This window comes from Ethanoligenens harbinense YUAN-3 (genome assembly GCF_000178115.2).
GTDB classification, from domain to species: Bacteria; Bacillota; Clostridia; order Oscillospirales; family Ethanoligenentaceae; genus Ethanoligenens; species Ethanoligenens harbinense.
In genome coordinates, this window is the sequence record NC_014828.1 from 2,487,236 (window position 1) to 2,502,985 (window position 15,750).

The 15,750-nt window shown below is 57.2% G+C and carries 11 protein-coding genes; all 11 read left to right on the forward strand.

Features of this window, described 5'->3' with window-relative positions:
* Positions 1-218: 218 nt before the first annotated feature.
* The 11 genes from ETHHA_RS11685 (at position 219) to ETHHA_RS14745 (ending at position 15,701) form a co-directional block, all read left to right on the forward strand.
* A complete protein-coding gene (locus tag ETHHA_RS11685; RefSeq protein ID WP_013486175.1) occupies positions 219-440 on the forward strand; it encodes a hypothetical protein in 222 nt (73 codons plus the stop codon).
* Between the two features lie 75 nt (positions 441-515).
* Positions 516-2,051: a nitrogenase component 1 gene (locus ETHHA_RS11690; RefSeq protein ID WP_013486176.1), complete on the forward strand. Its 1,536-nt coding sequence runs from the start codon at positions 516-518 to the stop codon at positions 2,049-2,051.
* Positions 2,036-3,382 carry a nitrogenase component 1 gene (locus ETHHA_RS11695; RefSeq protein ID WP_013486177.1) on the forward strand — a complete coding sequence of 449 codons (1,347 nt, stop codon included), beginning with the start codon at positions 2,036-2,038 and terminating at the stop codon, positions 3,380-3,382. The genes ETHHA_RS11690 and ETHHA_RS11695 overlap by 16 nt, the downstream gene beginning before the upstream one ends.
* 13 nt (positions 3,383-3,395) lie before the next feature.
* Positions 3,396-4,655 carry a NifB/NifX family molybdenum-iron cluster-binding protein gene (locus ETHHA_RS11700; RefSeq protein WP_013486178.1) on the forward strand — a complete coding sequence of 420 codons (1,260 nt, stop codon included), beginning with the start codon at positions 3,396-3,398 and terminating at the stop codon, positions 4,653-4,655.
* A 52-nt stretch (positions 4,656-4,707) separates the two neighbouring features.
* Positions 4,708-5,778: a homocitrate synthase/isopropylmalate synthase family protein gene (locus tag ETHHA_RS14740; RefSeq protein ID WP_013486179.1), complete on the forward strand. Its 1,071-nt coding sequence runs from the start codon at positions 4,708-4,710 to the stop codon at positions 5,776-5,778.
* Positions 5,756-6,589: a beta/alpha barrel domain-containing protein gene (locus ETHHA_RS11710; RefSeq protein WP_013486180.1), complete on the forward strand. Its 834-nt coding sequence runs from the start codon at positions 5,756-5,758 to the stop codon at positions 6,587-6,589. The genes ETHHA_RS14740 and ETHHA_RS11710 overlap by 23 nt, the downstream gene beginning before the upstream one ends.
* A gap of 20 nt (positions 6,590-6,609) precedes the next feature.
* Positions 6,610-7,236, forward strand: coding sequence for a Fe-only nitrogenase accessory protein AnfO (gene anfO, locus ETHHA_RS11715; protein ID WP_013486181.1), 627 nt, complete (start codon positions 6,610-6,612; stop codon positions 7,234-7,236).
* Between the two features lie 13 nt (positions 7,237-7,249).
* Positions 7,250-8,194, forward strand: coding sequence for a hypothetical protein (locus tag ETHHA_RS11720; RefSeq protein ID WP_013486182.1), 945 nt, complete (start codon positions 7,250-7,252; stop codon positions 8,192-8,194).
* 295 nt (positions 8,195-8,489) lie between these two features.
* Positions 8,490-9,575 (forward strand): ABC transporter substrate-binding protein, encoded by a 1,086-nt coding sequence (locus ETHHA_RS11725; RefSeq protein ID WP_013486183.1) that lies wholly within the window; start codon positions 8,490-8,492, stop codon positions 9,573-9,575.
* A 47-nt stretch (positions 9,576-9,622) separates the two neighbouring features.
* Positions 9,623-9,808, forward strand: coding sequence for a hypothetical protein (locus ETHHA_RS11730; protein WP_013486184.1), 186 nt, complete (start codon positions 9,623-9,625; stop codon positions 9,806-9,808).
* A 490-nt stretch (positions 9,809-10,298) separates the two neighbouring features.
* Positions 10,299-15,701 (forward strand): CehA/McbA family metallohydrolase, encoded by a 5,403-nt coding sequence (locus ETHHA_RS14745; protein ID WP_159033376.1) that lies wholly within the window; start codon positions 10,299-10,301, stop codon positions 15,699-15,701.
* The last annotated feature ends 49 nt before the right edge of the window (positions 15,702-15,750 follow it).

The window sequence follows — 15,750 nt, forward strand, 5'->3', positions numbered from 1 at the left end:
ACAACAAAACGGCACAAAAAGCAACAAATTGATTCATATCTTGACGGAATCTGCCGGGCAGAATCAAACGTAACGCATCATTACGAGATTTATCCGGCATGCAGCTCCAGGTATCCAAAACCGCCGTACGGTTCCGCCGATAACGCGTGATACGCCGAAAGCCGGGGGACGGCCCGTTTCAGAGTGACAAGCGACAGAACGCCTATGGAGGGATGCTTATGAATTCGTATTCACACCTCACAAACGCGATGCTACAACGTGGGGTTCAACTCAAAGACATTGCTTCTGTACTTCAAGCGAGCGATACGACGGTATATAAAAAGATCCACGCGGAGACCTCCTTTACGTTTGAAGAGGCCAAAAAAATACAGTCGGAACTCTTCCCGGATCTTTCGCTCACGTATCTGTTTGAAATCCAAGAAAAAATCTCTCCATATTAAAAAGCGCCAAGATCAATATCTTGCCTTCGTGCCATCGTTTCGTATGATACATCAAGGATGGAGGAGTGAGCTGAAATGTCCGGCATCACCAAGGACCAGATCGTTTTTCATGGCAAGCTCAGCGAACTGTACCTGCTTGCCAAAGAAGGTAAAATTCCAACACACCTTCAGGGCAGCCATACGCGTCCCTGCAAATTCTGGACGGCGACCAAAGTCCTCAGCGGCATCCGGAATGCCGTAATCATCACCCACGGGCCGAGCGGCTGCGCATACGGCGTCAAGCAGGCCTATAAACTGACGAACTGCCGCAACAGCGGTTCGTATTACGAGCCTGTCGTCAGCACCGACGCGGATCTGAACACCGTCATCTACGGCGGCGAGCGAAACCTGCGCGAAGCCATTCTGGAGGTCGACCGGAAATACCGCCCGGAGATCATCATCGTGGCGACGAGCTGCGCCACCGGCATCATTGGCGACAATGTGGATGCGGTCGTCGGCAAGCTGAAAGGCGAGATTGGTGCTGAAATCATGCCGATTCACTGTGAGGGCTTCGCGGGCGACTACCGTACCGGGTTCGACCTGGTTTTTGAGCAGATCGTCGATTTCATGGAGCCCCCCACGCCGGAAAAGCGGGAAACCTTAAAGCACAGTGTCAACATTGTCGGCGCGAAAATGGGGCCGGAACGGACCGAAGTCGATACCGACGTAAAAGAACTGGTGCGACTCATCCACGGGATGGGCGCCGACGTGCACGCGGTCATCGCGGGCAACTGCACGCTCGCGCAGCTCAAGGCCGCGCCGAGCGCCGCCGTCAACTGTGCGCTCTGCCTCGACCTGGGCTACCCGATCGGCAAAGCCATGCGCGATAAGCACGGCACGCCGCTCAATTCGACCATCCTGCCATACGGCATCGCCGCCACTGAAAAATGGCTGATGGGCGCCGCCAAACATCTCGGTATGGAGGAACAGGCACAGGCGTTCATGCAGGCGGAATATGACGCGGTAAAAGAGGAATATGAGGCGGCGAAGCAATATCTGGAAGGGAAACTGGCCATTGTCGAAGGGCACGATGCGATCAAATCCCTGTCCATCGCACACATGCTGGAAAAAGATTTTGGCATGCGCCCGGTCATCTACAATTTTCATCCCTGGAGCGCGCAGGCGCGTGAAACGAGCATCGATTACCTGCTTGAAACGGGCGTAGACCCGGAAATCCTCATCACCAAAGGAACGCTCGCCTTTGGCAAATACGAATCCATGCAGCAAACAGAGGAAGAACTCATGGCTTTCCTCGGCAGCACGAATCCGGCCGAAACGGTCTATTTCGGTTCGTCGCTGAGCTTTCCGCACATCCCGCTGGTGGATCTGAACGCCATTCTCAACCGTCCGCGCTTTGGCTACCGCGGTGCGCTCAAGGTCGCGGAATGCATCACCACATCGCTCGCATACGCATTCCGGCCGCGCAGCAGCCTGACAAAACAGATTGTATTTCCCAAAAACGCGGGGCTGGCTTCCGGGGCGTCGCTCACGTCCAAGCTTTCCAACGAGTTGCCGGACTGCACGATCTACGCGGAACACAGAAGGGGGCGAGGCCAATGTATGATGAACTGACTTTCGAAGACTGCTCCCACAGCAAGGACCCGCTGATGAGCTGCGCATTGGAGGGCGTTGCCAGCATCATTGCGGGCATCGGCAACGTCAGCGTGGTCATTCATTCCCCACAGGGGTGCGCGGCGACCGTAGCGGCGGCGTATGATACCCACGAGATTGATTTTACCCACCGGAAAACCGCCTGCACACATCTGTTTGAAACCGACATCGTGATGGGTGCGACCGACAAGCTGGCACAGATGATCAAGGAGGCGGACCAAAAGTTTGCGACCAAGGTCATCTTCGTCGTAGGCACCTGCGCGGCCGACATCATCGGCGAAGACATCGAGGGGCTCTGTGCCTCCATTCAGCATGAGGTCGACGGCATACTGATCCCCGTCGTCGCCGGCGGATTCCGCGGCAACAAATACGACGGAATGGATATCGGGCTTGCCGCCTTTACCCGCTTCATCCAGAAGAAGGGCGAGACCATCCCCAAAAGCGTCAACCTCATCTGCCCGCAGGCAAGCCTGAACCCGACCTGGGGCGCCGACCTGAAATGGATGACGGAATGCCTCAAACGCATGGGGGTCCGTGTCCAGTCCGTCATCTCGCACGATACCACCATGCGCGAAATCGAGGGGGCGGGTCGCGCGTCCGCCACCATTCTGCTCAGCCATGACGCCGGATATAAATTTGCCAAAAAGCTGGAGGCGGATTTTGGAATCCCGCTGATCTTATCCGACATTCCTCTCCCCATCGGCATCACGAATACCAAACGCTTTCTTCGCGCTCTTGCCGACACCTTCGACGCGCATGAGGAAGCGGAAAACATGATCGAAGCCGGTGAGAAATACGTCATCGACATCCTGCGCCGCCGTGCGCTGATGATTATCCCGCGATATCGCAACTGCAGAGTGGCCATCTCCACGGACGCAACCTTCGGCATCGGCCTGACCCGCATGCTGTTCGAGGAGTTGGAGATGATCCCCACCCTGATCCTGCTGCGCAGCGGCAGGGAGGAAGCCAAACGGCTCTTGGAAAGCGAACTGGAAAGCATGGGGCTCAAGGCGAAAGTCGCTTTCGCGGCGGACGGCTACCAGACCAAACGCGCGCTGCAGGAGGCAAATGTCAGCGCCGTCATCGGTTCCTCCTGGGAGTCCTATCTGGCAAAAGAGGTGGGCATCCAGGTGGGGTTCGATCTGTTTTTGCCGACGAACCGCGACGTTTACTTAGACAAAGCGTATTTCGGTTTTACCGGCATGCTCAACATGATGGAGATCATGGGGAACGACTGGGAACGCGCATTTCGTTCCGACAACATCCTGTGGGAACAATACGACAATATCTAAGGCGGTGAAAGAAGTGATTCAAAACTCTGCGGCGGCAAACCTGGAAAAAACAATGAACCATCCCTGTTATAACTGCGGGGCTTCCCAAAACGCACGCATCCATCTGCCGGTGGCGCCCAAATGCAACATCCAGTGCAATTACTGTGTCCGGCAATTCGATTGCGTCAACGAATCGCGGCCGGGCGTCGTAAGCGCCGTGCTGACACCCGGGGAGGCCGTATCCCGGTATTTTGAGGCAAAAAAGACCATACCGAATCTGACGGTTGCCGGCATCGCCGGCCCCGGTGACGCGCTTGCCAACTTTAAAGAAGTCCGCGAGACACTGCGGCAGATTCGGCAGCGCGACCCGGATGTAACCTTCTGCCTGTCCACCAACGGGCTGATGCTCCCGTTCTACGCGAACGATCTGCTCGCCCTTGGCGTGAGCCATGTGACGGTAACGATGAACACGGTGGACGCCGCCGCGGGCGCGAATATCTACGACCACATCAACTACCTCGGCAAGACCTATACGGGTGCGGACGGTGCGGCCATCCTGCTGCAAAACCAGCTTTCCGGCATCCGTTACCTCGCCGAGAAAGGCGTTGTCCTCAAGGTCAACATCGTGCTGCTCAAGGGCATCAACGAGCATCAGATCGAAGATATCGTCCGCACGGCAAAGGACTGCGGCTGCAGAATCACCAATATCATGCAGCTCATCCCGGTCAGCGGCAGCAAATTCGCGCACATGGAGCCGGCCGGCAATGCGGATCTGAACCGGATCCGCAAGCAAAGCGCGGACATCCTGCCCCAGATGTACCACTGTAAGCAGTGCCGCGCGGACGCAGTGGGCGCCCTGGAAAACGATCTTTCCCGCCAATTCGGCGGGAAAAGCGACGACGATAAGGCGGCCGGCGTCAAAGGCCGCTACCGTTTCGCGGTATGCTCCGTGGATGGCACACGGGTCGATCAGCACTTCGGACACGCGGAGCGATTCCTGATCTACGATTATCGGGACGGCGCGGTTCGCTTTGTGGAGGCAAGACCGGTCGAGAAGTACTGCGCCGGCCCCGACCAGGCCGACGAAGAGGATCAAATTGCCAAAGCGGTCAAAACCATCGACGAATGCGATTGCGTCGTCTGCATGCGCATCGGGAACCATCCATCCCATGTGCTCCGCGACAAAGGGCTGGAGATTTTCACGACCTACAATCAAATTGAGGGTGCCCTGAAGGAAGCGGCTGAAACGCTGGCATCAAGGGAGGCAGTCGGCGTGCCCGCGGCTTGCGGCTGAATGTCCGGCGACGGTCCGGTATGATGCAATCGATAAGGAGGGAACGAACAGGATGATCGCGGTCGATTTCTCAGACAGCACGGTCGAATGTGCAGTGCAGCGGCAACTGCCTTCCTCCGAAATTGAGAAGATGTGCGAAACGCTTGGCCGATATGCCGTTTCATGCTTCGACATCCGCCTCGATGCCTACCGGCGGTATCTGTCCACGGGCAACACACCGGGCACCGGGCGGATGCGATGCATGGTAGGCACCGCCGTGGAAGATGCCGTGCAGGCGGCTGATTTCCGGCAGGTTACAGTCTGCGTGCATCAGGCCGACCCAAACGGGTTGAAAGGCCTTGCCGCTGTCGTGCGCGCCGTCAAACCCGGAGATGTATATCTCTGCCTGGAGGACGCCTGGAGAATGCAGCCGGGCGAATGGGAACCCATTTTTACGTTTACGGAGCGGTATGGCATAAAGGGCATTGTCTATTGTTCGGAAGGGGCCGAGGATCTCTTCGGCCTTTTCGAGCGACTGCGCGCCCTCGTTCAAAACGCGCCCTGTCCGGTCGAATTCAAAGCCTCAAATGCTTTCCGCATGGCCACCGCGCAGACCCTTGCGGCGCTCCGGGCAGGCGTCGGCCGGGTTGGGGTGTCTGCGGCCGGAGCCGGATGCCGCGCCCCGCTGGAAGAGGTGCTGATGGCAGCCGGGCATCTGTGGAACGTGAACATTCCCTCTTGCCGGACACTGGCAGAAGATTTCCGCGCGGTCCTTTCCATGCTGGACATCCGCGTGCCGGCGCGGAAGGCCCTGATCGGGCCAAACATCTTTGCCCATGAATCCGGCATCCATGTGGACGGCATCGTCAAAAACCCTTCGCTTTATGAGGTGATTCGGCCGGAGGATGTGGGGCTGACGCGTCGGCTCGTCATCGGCAAGCACTCGGGGAACGCCTCCGTACGCATCAAACTGTTACAGCATGGCATCCGGCTTTCGCGGCAGGACGCCGCGGCGCTGCTCGACAAGGTCAGGATACTGGCGCATCGGCAGAAGCGGCCGTTGACCGACAACCAACTGCTCGGGCTTTATGAAAAATACACCGTGAAAGGGAGCCTGGAGCATGTCGGCTGCAAAAACTTTTGAGCTTGTGGACACAACACTTCGCGACGGGGAACAACAGGCGGGTCTGGTCTTTTCGATGCGAGAGAAGCTTACGCTCGCAAAAGCGCTGGATCGCGCGGGCATTCGCTGCATCGAGGCCGGTATCCCCGCGATGGGCTCATTTGAGCAACAGACCATGCGGGAGTTGATAAAACTCCGCCTGAATGCCAGGCTGATCGCCTGGAACCGGGCCAATCGCAGCGACATTCTCGCCTCGGTCGCGTGCGGCTTTTCGTGGATCCATATCTCCCTTCCGGTCTCCGACCTGCAGATCCGGGACAAGCTTGCCAAAAACAGGGAGTGGGTGCTCCGGGCGCTTTCACAGACCATTGCATTTGCCCGGGCACAGGGCTGCCGCGTGACGGTCGGCGCGGAAGACGCCTCACGGGCGGACCTCGGCTTCTTTTTGAAATTTGCAGAGGTTGCCGCACAAAGCGGCGCGGAGCGCATCCGCTTTGCGGATACGGTCGGCTGCCTTGAACCGTTTTCCGCGTACGAAAAGCTGAAACAGGCCGGGGAACGGTGCCCGCTCCCCATCGAATTTCATGGGCACAACGACTTTGGGCTTGCGTTGGCCAATACCCTGGCGGCCAAAGAAGCCGGCATCCCCTATGCCAGCTGCACGATCTCGGGCATCGGGGAGCGGGCGGGCAACGCCTGCCTGCAGGATGTGGCCGCCATGCTGAACCGGAATGACCCAGGCTGCTGCGCGGTCGACACGGCTGAGCTTGCACGGGCCGAAGCCATCATTCCGCCGCCCCGCAACGATCTTTCCGGTTTGAAAATATCATAAAAACAAAGGAGTGTTACGTGATGCAAATCGCAGTGATAGAAAACAACGAAGGAAAAACCCATTCCATTTTCGAGCCGGGTTTTCTTGCGGTCTACGAGCATGAGAACAAAGAGTGGAAGGAACTGAGCCGGAAAGAAAACCCCGTTCCAGATGCACAGGGTATCGCGGCCGTTCGGCAATCCCTGTCGGATGTGGTGGAAAGTCTGCCCCATGTCCGCATCCTCATTGCGAGCGATCTTTCAGGCGTTGCCTTCAGCATTTTTGAAAGCGCAGGCTTTGAAATCTTTTTGGTGAAGTCCGACGCCGCTTCCGCTCTCGCATCGGTGCGGAAAACCATTTTGGAGGATCAGAAAGAAAGCGAGTCCGCCAACAATGTGGACATCTCACAGTTCTTTGAGCACGGGACCAACAAGGGCGATTTCGTCGTGAACCTGCAACAGGCACAGATGGCCTACCCGCAGCTATCTTCCAAAAAAATCCTGCTCGATCATGTCAAGCGGGGCGAATTCAATCGGCTCGATGTCATCGTATCCCATACGCCCAAGTGGTTCGACCGGGAGCTTCCTCTGATGGGGTTCCAATACGAGACCGTCAACATCCTGCCCGATAAAAAAACTCTGCGGGTCAGCCACGCCCCTCTAATGTAAGGCGGTGCTTGCGTTGGAAACGGCCATTACCAAATACGGCGCGTTCGAGGACATCGGCCTCTCGGATTATTTTGAGAACGGAGCGCTCAGGCGCTGCATCGTCAGGCAGGAATACAGAGTGACTCTGCCCTGCGGCACCTTCATTCCGCAATATCTGGACGACGGCAACCGGAAGAAACTGCTCAAGTCCATGACGTTTTACGCAGGCGGCGCGCTGTCCTCGTTGATCCTGCAACAGACAGAGCAGGTGCAAACCAGTCTCGGCAGCCTGCCCGCGGAGATGGTCACCTTTTATGAAAGCGGCGCGGTCAAGCGCATCTTTCCCACCTTCGGCAGCATTTCAGCTTACTGGACGGAGTCGGATGAGCAGGCTCTTTCACCCACTCTGGATTTCGATCTGCCGGTCTGCGCGTTTTCGGGCAAGGTCATCAACATCGCCTTCTATGAGACGGGAGAGCCCAAGAGCCTGACGCTGTGGCCGGGAGATTCCGTCTTTGTCAAGACGCCCCTGGGTACCATGCAGACGCGCATCGGTTTCTGCCTGTATCCGGATGGTTCTGTCCGATCCGTGGAGCCGCCCGTCCCCGCTGAAATCAATACGCCCATCGGCCGGATTCCGGCGTTCGACCCGGATGCGATCGCACTCGACGGCGAGGCCAATTCGCTTGTGTTTGCCCCAAACGGCGCGATCGAGTCCCTCCTGACCTGTACGGCAAAAGTCGTTGCGGCCGACCGGCATAACAAACAAACCGTCCACGCGCCCGCTTTTCAAAGCAGTTTCTATTTTGACGACAGGCAGGCGGTCGCGCCGATGAAGGTCCGGTTTTCCGACGGTATAGTTTCGTTCGGGAGACGAAAAGGCCCGGCGGCTGCCGTATATGACATAGACGGGAGCGCCTTCCGAATCGAACCGGTCAGCATTGCCCACTGCGCGAACATCTGCGACGCATGCGAGTGACCCGAACAGACGAAACGCGCCGGCGCCACCTGGCAGGAAAACGATCGGCCGTTCCGCGAAAGCATACGGGCAAACACCTGCCGGAGCGATTACCCGAACCAATCAAACTGCCATGGGACGTGCAGCTAATTATGCGGAGCTCTCTTTCTGCTATCAATCGTAAATCGCTTTTTAACAACAGGCAAAACGGCTGATGCAAAACGCCCAGCCGGCCTGTATCCACAAGATTCCACCCAAAGCCCTCTCTGGTTTCGGCCCGTTTTATGCCTTGCATATACTGAAAGGAATGGTTGCCATGATCAAGACAAACAAAACATCCGTTACGAAAAGCAGAGCGATTGCGCTCATGCTGGCGGCGCTGCTTGCACTCTGTGCCACAGAATGCCGAACGGCGACCACTTCCTCCACGGCTTCGTCGGAAGCTTCGCAGTCGGCAACGCAGGTGATAACCGATTTGGCGGGCAGAAAAAACACATTGCCCAAAAACATCACCAGAATATCCATTGTCCACCCCATTCCATGTCAAATGGTTTGGAGGCTTGCGCCAAATAAACTTGCAAGCGTGGACAAGCAATTTGACGACCGACTCGAATTTATGAACGCCGCGGAGCAGAAAAGAATCAAAGCGCTTCCTGTCACAGGCGAGTTTCACAGTGGCTTGAGCGCGGAACAGATCATTTCCGTGAACCCACAGGTTGTTGTTTCATTGACCAAAGATACGGATATCGACACCGAGCAAAAAAGCTTTAACATTCCCGTCGTGGCCGCTTCCAAAGACACCCTTCCGGATATTGCAAAATCATGGCGCTTCATCGGCAAACTTGTGGGAAATGAAAAAGAAGGCAACGCACTGGGCGACTATTGGGACAGCACCGTCAAAATGGTCACGGCCCAAACCTCCAAGATCAAAAAAAACAATAAGTTAAAGGTCTATTACGCACAATCGACGGTGACGAATACGGTTGGAACCAAGACCATCATGGCGTCCGTGATTGATCTCGCCGGCGGCATCAGTTTTATGGAAGAAAACACACAGAAAGATTCAGACGCGACCAATGAATCCATCCCGGTCTCCATGGAAGATATCTGTAAATGGGACCCGGATGTAATCATCACGGCAACCGAGAGCGGCAAGGAGCAAATTCTGGCAAGCAGTATGTGGAAAAACATGTCGGCTGTCAAAAACAACCGCGTATACGCTTCAACAAAATATGAGATGCTTGACCGCACGCAGTCTCTGATGGGCCTGTTATGGACGGCAAAAACACTTTATCCATCACAAATAACATATGATTTGAATAAAGAAGTCCGAACATTTTATTCAAAGGTCTACCTTGACAACAATGTGACCGACGATGAGATCACAAAGCCAAACAGCTGAAAAGCCGCATAACGAAAACGGGCCGTTCAACAGGAGGGCCCGTTGAAATGGGGCGGGAAGAAACCGCAACGTTCCGGGAAACGTCCAAGCTCAAACAAACTTTAGGTTGTGAGAATATCGCAAGCTCCGTTTTTCTTTCTTTGGGGGATTCAACCTCCTCTCCGACCTACAGCGCCTTTCAAACAAAACAAACGGGCTGCTTTATGTTCAAGCAGCCCGTTTGTTTTGTTTGAAAACGCGAATTCGCCGCCGGGGCATCGAGCGACGGGTTAAATACATGGACGTTCTTCTCGTTGAGGTGGTCGAGCGCGACGCGCAGCGCTTCCTCAAGCTGAAAATCGGCAGAACGCATGTTCGAGATCGTATGACCGAAAGCGATAGAGAATTTTAAGGTGCCCGCTTGTTCTGACCATGATTATCCCGCCGCCTCCAATCTTCCCGGTCGAAATTTTCGGGCAGAACGGCCTGATATGGTACGGGTTTCTAATAGTACCCGCAGCGGGTAGTATTCTCCAATTTACATAATCATTACCAAATCTATACTTGTCCAGGGTGGTTTGGATGGCCGAAAAACTTTAATCTAGAAGATAAGGCCTGACAAGGCCGTACTTTTGGCAACAGAGAGAGGATGGAACAAAAAGGAGAAAAGCAATGAAGAAAAAGCACCAGAGAAACCGAGTCGTTTCGCTTTTTATGGCGTTCGCATTGATATGCGCGACTTGCATGACTTTGCCCGAAAAGGCGCTGGCGGTTTCCAACCCGCTTGCGCAGTGGGTATTTACGGCCAACCCGACGGACACGTCGGTTACGCCGGCAAACGCGTCATTTGCGGCGACGGGCAGCGGCTCCGACGGAGCGAAGATGACCATTGTGGCCGGGAACGCCTGGGGGACATCGGGCAAAACGTTCATCGGCACGAACGGGTGGGATAACGGCTCGGGTACGAAATACTGGGAATTTGACGTTCCCGCGGGCGCCAGCGCTACCGGGATGACTTTTTCGGCCCAGATCCAGGTTTCCAAGACGGCGCCGAAATACTGGAAAGTGCAAGCCTCGGCAAACGGGCTCGATTATTCGGATGTCACCAACGGCAAATTCCAGTCCGTGAGCAGCATGGCCGATATCCAGTTTGCCGACGCCGGCACCACGGCGCTGCCGCTGCCCGATTACACCAAAAGCGTGCGGGTGACGCCGTTTGACAACACACCGTTCGACAACACGAATTATTCCACCGTGCAGGCGGGCGGCGTCAGCTACATCAATAACATTGTTATCACGGGCAGTCTGGGGGCGCAGGCCCCGACCAGCAAGATCTCGCCGGTCACGGCGCAGACCAGCGTTACGCCCGGGGAGAACAACTCGGTGCCTTCCGGCACGACGGTGACGCTTGCCTGCGCCACCGCCGGCGCGCAGATCTATTACACCATAAACGGCGGGGCTGTTCAGGTCTATGCGCAGCCGATCAAGCTGACGGAAAACACCAGCATCAGCGCCTATGCCGTGGCAGGCGGTGAGAAGAGCGATCCATACAGCTTTTCTTATACGGTTTCCAGCGCGTCGGCCACTGCTATTTCTGCCGTGCGCGGCATGGCGAACGGCGCGGCGGCCACCGTGTCGGGCGTGGTCACGCGCGTGGTGAACAGCAGCACCATGTATGTGCAGGACTCCACGGGCGGCATCTGCGTGTTCGGCGGCAGCTTCACGGCCGCGGATTATCCGGGCGGTACACCGGTGACCGTGAGCGGCACGGTGAATAACTATCAGGGTGTGATGGAGCTGACCAATTCCTCCAGCACCGCCAAGGACCTCACCGTCACCAAAACAGGCGGATCGCTTGCGCCGATCACGCCCGCCGTGGTCGCCCTTTCGGATTTCAGCAGCAATCCTTCCAAATATGAAGGCCAGCTGATCCAGATTCAGAGCGCGACGCTGAAGGTGAGCGGATCGAGCTATTCTCTCACCAGCGGGAGCACGAGCGTCCCGCTTTACAGCAAAAACGGATCAAAAGTTTCCGCCGCGGACGGCAGCACGGTGAACGCCGCCGGTATCGCGACGATCTACAAGAGTGCGGCCGAACTTCTGTTTGCGGACGCGGCCGACCTCACCGCTGCCGGCGGCAGTACGACCGGTACCGCCATTTCCGCCGCGCGCGGCATGGCGAACGGCGCGGCGGCAACCGTGTCGGGCGTGGTCACGCGCGTGGTGAACAGCAGCACCATGTATGTGCAGGACTCCACGGGCGGCATCTGCGTGTTCGGCGGCAGCTTCACGGCCGCGGATTATCCGAGCGGTACGCCGGTGACCGTGAGCGGCACGGTGAATAACTATCAGGGTGTGATGGAGCTGACCAATTCCTCCAGCACAGCCAAGGACCTCACCGTCACCAAAACAGGCGGATCGCTTGCGCCCATTACACCCGCCGTGGTCGCCCTTTCGGATTTCAGCAGCAATCCCTCCAAATATGAAGGACAGCTGATCCAGATCCAGAACGCGACGTTAAAGGTGAGCGGCTCGAGCTATTCTCTCACCAGCGGGAGCACGAGCGTCCCGCTTTACAGCAAAAACGGATCAAAAGTTTCCGCCGCGGACGGCAGCACGGTGAACGCCGCCGGTATCGCGACGGTCTACAAGAGTGCGGCCGAACTTCTGTTCGCGGACGCGGCCGACCTCACCGCTGCCGGCGGCTCCGGCGGCAATTCAGGCAACACCTCCGGCCAGGTCGCGGCGGTGGAAGCCACGCCGGGCAGCGGTGCGGTGGTAAACGTGGGCGATTCGATCACCCTGAGCACGACCACGGACGGTGCCTCCATTAAATACAAGCTCAACGGCGCGTCCGCTTACAGCGATTACACCGGGCCGATCAAGATTACGGAGCTGCCGCTGACCATCTCGGCCTACGCCGTCAAAACCGGCATAAAAGACAGCATCAAGACCACTATCACGTATGACGCGCCCTACAGCGGCACCTACAACCTCTATTTTGGGCAGCTGCATTCCCACACCACGCTTTCCGACGGGCAGGGCACCGTGGAACAGGCATTCGCGCACGCCTCACAGGTGGAGAATCTTGACTTTCTGGCCGTGACGGATCACTCCAATTATTTCGAAAGCGCGACCGACGCCACCAACCACGTCAACACCATCCTCGACAGCAGCAACAACGCGAAGTGGAACGAGGGACATCAATCGGCGGCGGACATCACCAGCCAGCAGATCGACAAAGGGAACGTCTCCGACCCCTCTGCCCGCTTTTTGGGCCTCTATGGGTATGAGATGACTTGGAGCGACGGTTCCGGTCACATCAACACCTTTAATACCCCAGGCTTTGAGGATCGACAGAATCCCTATTACGACAACAATGCGCAGTCCGCCAGCGACCCGAGCGGACTGCAGAAATATTACGACACACTCACCACGGTTCCGCAGTCCGCCTCGCAGTTTAATCACCCGGGTACGACCTTCGGCGATTTCTATGATTTCGCGGACTACAGCCCGGCGTATGACAGCCTGATGGACATGGTGGAAGTAGGCAACGGTGAAGGCCCTATCCGCGGTGCGGGATACTTCCCATCCTACGAATACTACACCCGCGCGCTGGACAAGGGCTGGCATGTGGCCCCCACCAACAACCAGGACAACCACAGGGGCAACTGGGGCGACGCGAACACGGCCAGAAGCGTCATCTTGGCAAAGGATCTTTCCACATCCAGCCTGTATGATGCCATGCACCAGCGCCGGATGTATGCCACGGAAGACAACGACCTGAGCATCCAGTACACCTTGAACGGGCAGGTTATGGGCAGCGTCCTTTCCGTCAAATCGGGCGCCCCTATTACCCTCAAGGCGGACCTTTCCGACCCCACCGACAAAAGCATCGGCATGGTGCAGGTTATTTCCAATGGCGGCCGCGTGGTAGCCAGCAAAACGCTGGATACCAACAAGGGATCGGTCGAATTTGACCTTTCCAATGATTACTCCTATTACTACCTGCGCGTCACCGAGCCGGACGCCGACATCGCCGTAACGGCTCCGGTGTGGACAAACGATGTGGATAAAGCCGGCATCGCCTCCACCACATCGGACACCAGTCTCCCGGTGAAAGGCGAGGCGGTCACCATCACCACTTCGCTGTACAACAACGAGCAGGTTCCGATGCAGTTGGAATCGCTCCAGTACAGCATCGGCGGCCAGGTGATCCAAACGGTCCCGGGCAGCCAGCTGAACGGCGGGCAAAGCATCGCCTCGCTCGGCACCGCCCAGTATCAGTTCTCCTACACACCGGCCAACGCCGGAGACCAAACGGTGGACGTAACGCTCACGGCCAACGAAAACGGCGTAGAGAAAACCTATACCGGCACCCTACAGCTGAGTGTGGCCGACCCGAAAACGGTGACGCGCGTGCTCATCGACGGCACCCATTTTAACAGCTATGTGGACGGCTACTACGCAGGCAACATGAACAATTTCACGCAGATCGCCGCGAATGTGGGCGCACAGGTCAAGATTGCGACCGACGCCAGCCAGATCACGCCGGATGTGCTGAAAACCATCCAACTGCTTGTCATCACTTCGCCGGCCACACAGGGCGGCACCACGAAAGCCGGCACGGCTTACACGCCCCAAACGTTCAGCAGTGATTTCATCTCCATGGTGAAGGATTATGTGGCTGGCGGCGGCAGGGTTGTTGTCTGCGGCACGTCCGATTACGGCGACGGCGCCGGCGAATACAAAGCCTCCACACAGATCAACAATCTGCTCACAGGCATCGGGGCCACCGCACGGGTTCGCGCGGACGAGATGAAGGATGATGTGACCAACGGCGGGCAGAACTACCGGCTTTATCTCCAGAATTTCAGCAGCACGGCGTCTCTGCTGAACGGGGTGGTCACCGGCAGCAGCGGGCAGGAATACAGCGCGTACAGCGGCTGCTCAGTCAACCCCGGTGCGGGCGCCTCTCTGGTGACGGGTTTTGATACTACTTATGCGGACGTGTCGTCCCCATCCGCCTCCAATGTCGGCACCGTCACGGTTCAAAAGGGCAGCCACCCGGTCGCCCTTTCAGAGGAGACGGTTGGCAAGGGCGAGGTCGTTACCTCCGGCACCATTCTGCTGTCCGACTTTGAGATCAAGGCCACCAAAGACAACAACTGGGATCTGCCATATGCCAACTACAACATCATGTCTAATCTGCTGAAAGAGACGCAGGTCAGCATTCCCATTACCAACATCGCGGATATCCGACAGAACGGAAAAGACGGCGACGTTTATGCGGTGGAAGGCACTGTGACGGTGGGAACCGAACAGCCCAACGCCTTCACCGATACCCTGTATCTTCAGGACGGCACCGGCGGTATGGATGTTTACCCCATCGCAAACGGAAGCGGTATTAAGGTGGGAGAAAAGATCCGCGTCATCGGGCATGTTTCCAGCTACCAGGGTGACAAGGAACTGAAGATCGGCTCCGGTGTCGAAGGCTATGAAGTGCTGGATTCCAGCATCCATCCGCTGGCGCCTACCGCAATGAGCGCCAAAGACGCCATGGACTACGATCAGAACGGCGGCAAATTGGTCAGCGTGACCGGCACCGTTTCCAATGTGCAGCAGGATGGGGGCGCCATCCAAAGTTTCATCCTGAACGACGGCAGCAACGCGAACGGCGCCCGCATCTTTATTAATGGATACATCGACCCGAATGTCAGCCTGAGCAATGTTGTGCAGGAGGGAACCACCGTAACGGCAGTAGGTGTGGTGTACACCGACCCCAACGGCGTGAGCCTGCGCGTGCGTGACAAAAACGAGATCGTACCGGTTCAGACCGGCACGCCGGGCGGCGGCACATCAAGCAGTGCTTCCTCCGGCAACAGTTCTGCGGGCGGCGGCACATCGGGCAGTGCTTCCTCCGGCAACAGTTCTGCGGGCGGCGGCACATCGAACAGTGCTTCCTCCGGCAACAGTTCTGCGGGCGGCGGCACATCGGGCAGTGCTTCCTCCTCCGCGCCGTCCGGCACGGTAAGCAACCCCGACACCGGCACCGGTGCCTGGACGTTTGGCCTGTCCCTGTCCATCGTCGTGCTGGCGGCAGTCCTTGCCGCGGGCTGGCTGACGATGCGCAGGCGCACGCACTGACCGGCTTTTCCAAATATCAAGCAATAAAAAATAACGCAAAACTGCCTGC

What these genes read in the sequence shown, in the direction of transcription:
- ETHHA_RS11685 (WP_013486175.1), top strand. Translation starts at nt 219, where the DNA reads ATGAATTCGTATTCACACCTCACAAACGCGATGCTACAACGTGGGGTT.
- ETHHA_RS11690 (WP_013486176.1), top strand. Translation starts at nt 516, where the DNA reads ATGTCCGGCATCACCAAGGACCAGATCGTTTTTCATGGCAAGCTCAGC.
- ETHHA_RS11695 (WP_013486177.1), top strand. Translation starts at nt 2,036, where the DNA reads ATGTATGATGAACTGACTTTCGAAGACTGCTCCCACAGCAAGGACCCG.
- ETHHA_RS14740 (WP_013486179.1), top strand. Translation starts at nt 4,708, where the DNA reads ATGATCGCGGTCGATTTCTCAGACAGCACGGTCGAATGTGCAGTGCAG.
- ETHHA_RS11710 (WP_013486180.1), top strand. Translation starts at nt 5,756, where the DNA reads ATGTCGGCTGCAAAAACTTTTGAGCTTGTGGACACAACACTTCGCGAC.
- anfO (WP_013486181.1), top strand. Translation starts at nt 6,610, where the DNA reads ATGCAAATCGCAGTGATAGAAAACAACGAAGGAAAAACCCATTCCATT.
- ETHHA_RS11725 (WP_013486183.1), top strand. Translation starts at nt 8,490, where the DNA reads ATGATCAAGACAAACAAAACATCCGTTACGAAAAGCAGAGCGATTGCG.
- ETHHA_RS11730 (WP_013486184.1), top strand. Translation starts at nt 9,623, where the DNA reads ATGGGGCGGGAAGAAACCGCAACGTTCCGGGAAACGTCCAAGCTCAAA.
- ETHHA_RS14745 (WP_159033376.1), top strand. Translation starts at nt 10,299, where the DNA reads ATGACTTTGCCCGAAAAGGCGCTGGCGGTTTCCAACCCGCTTGCGCAG.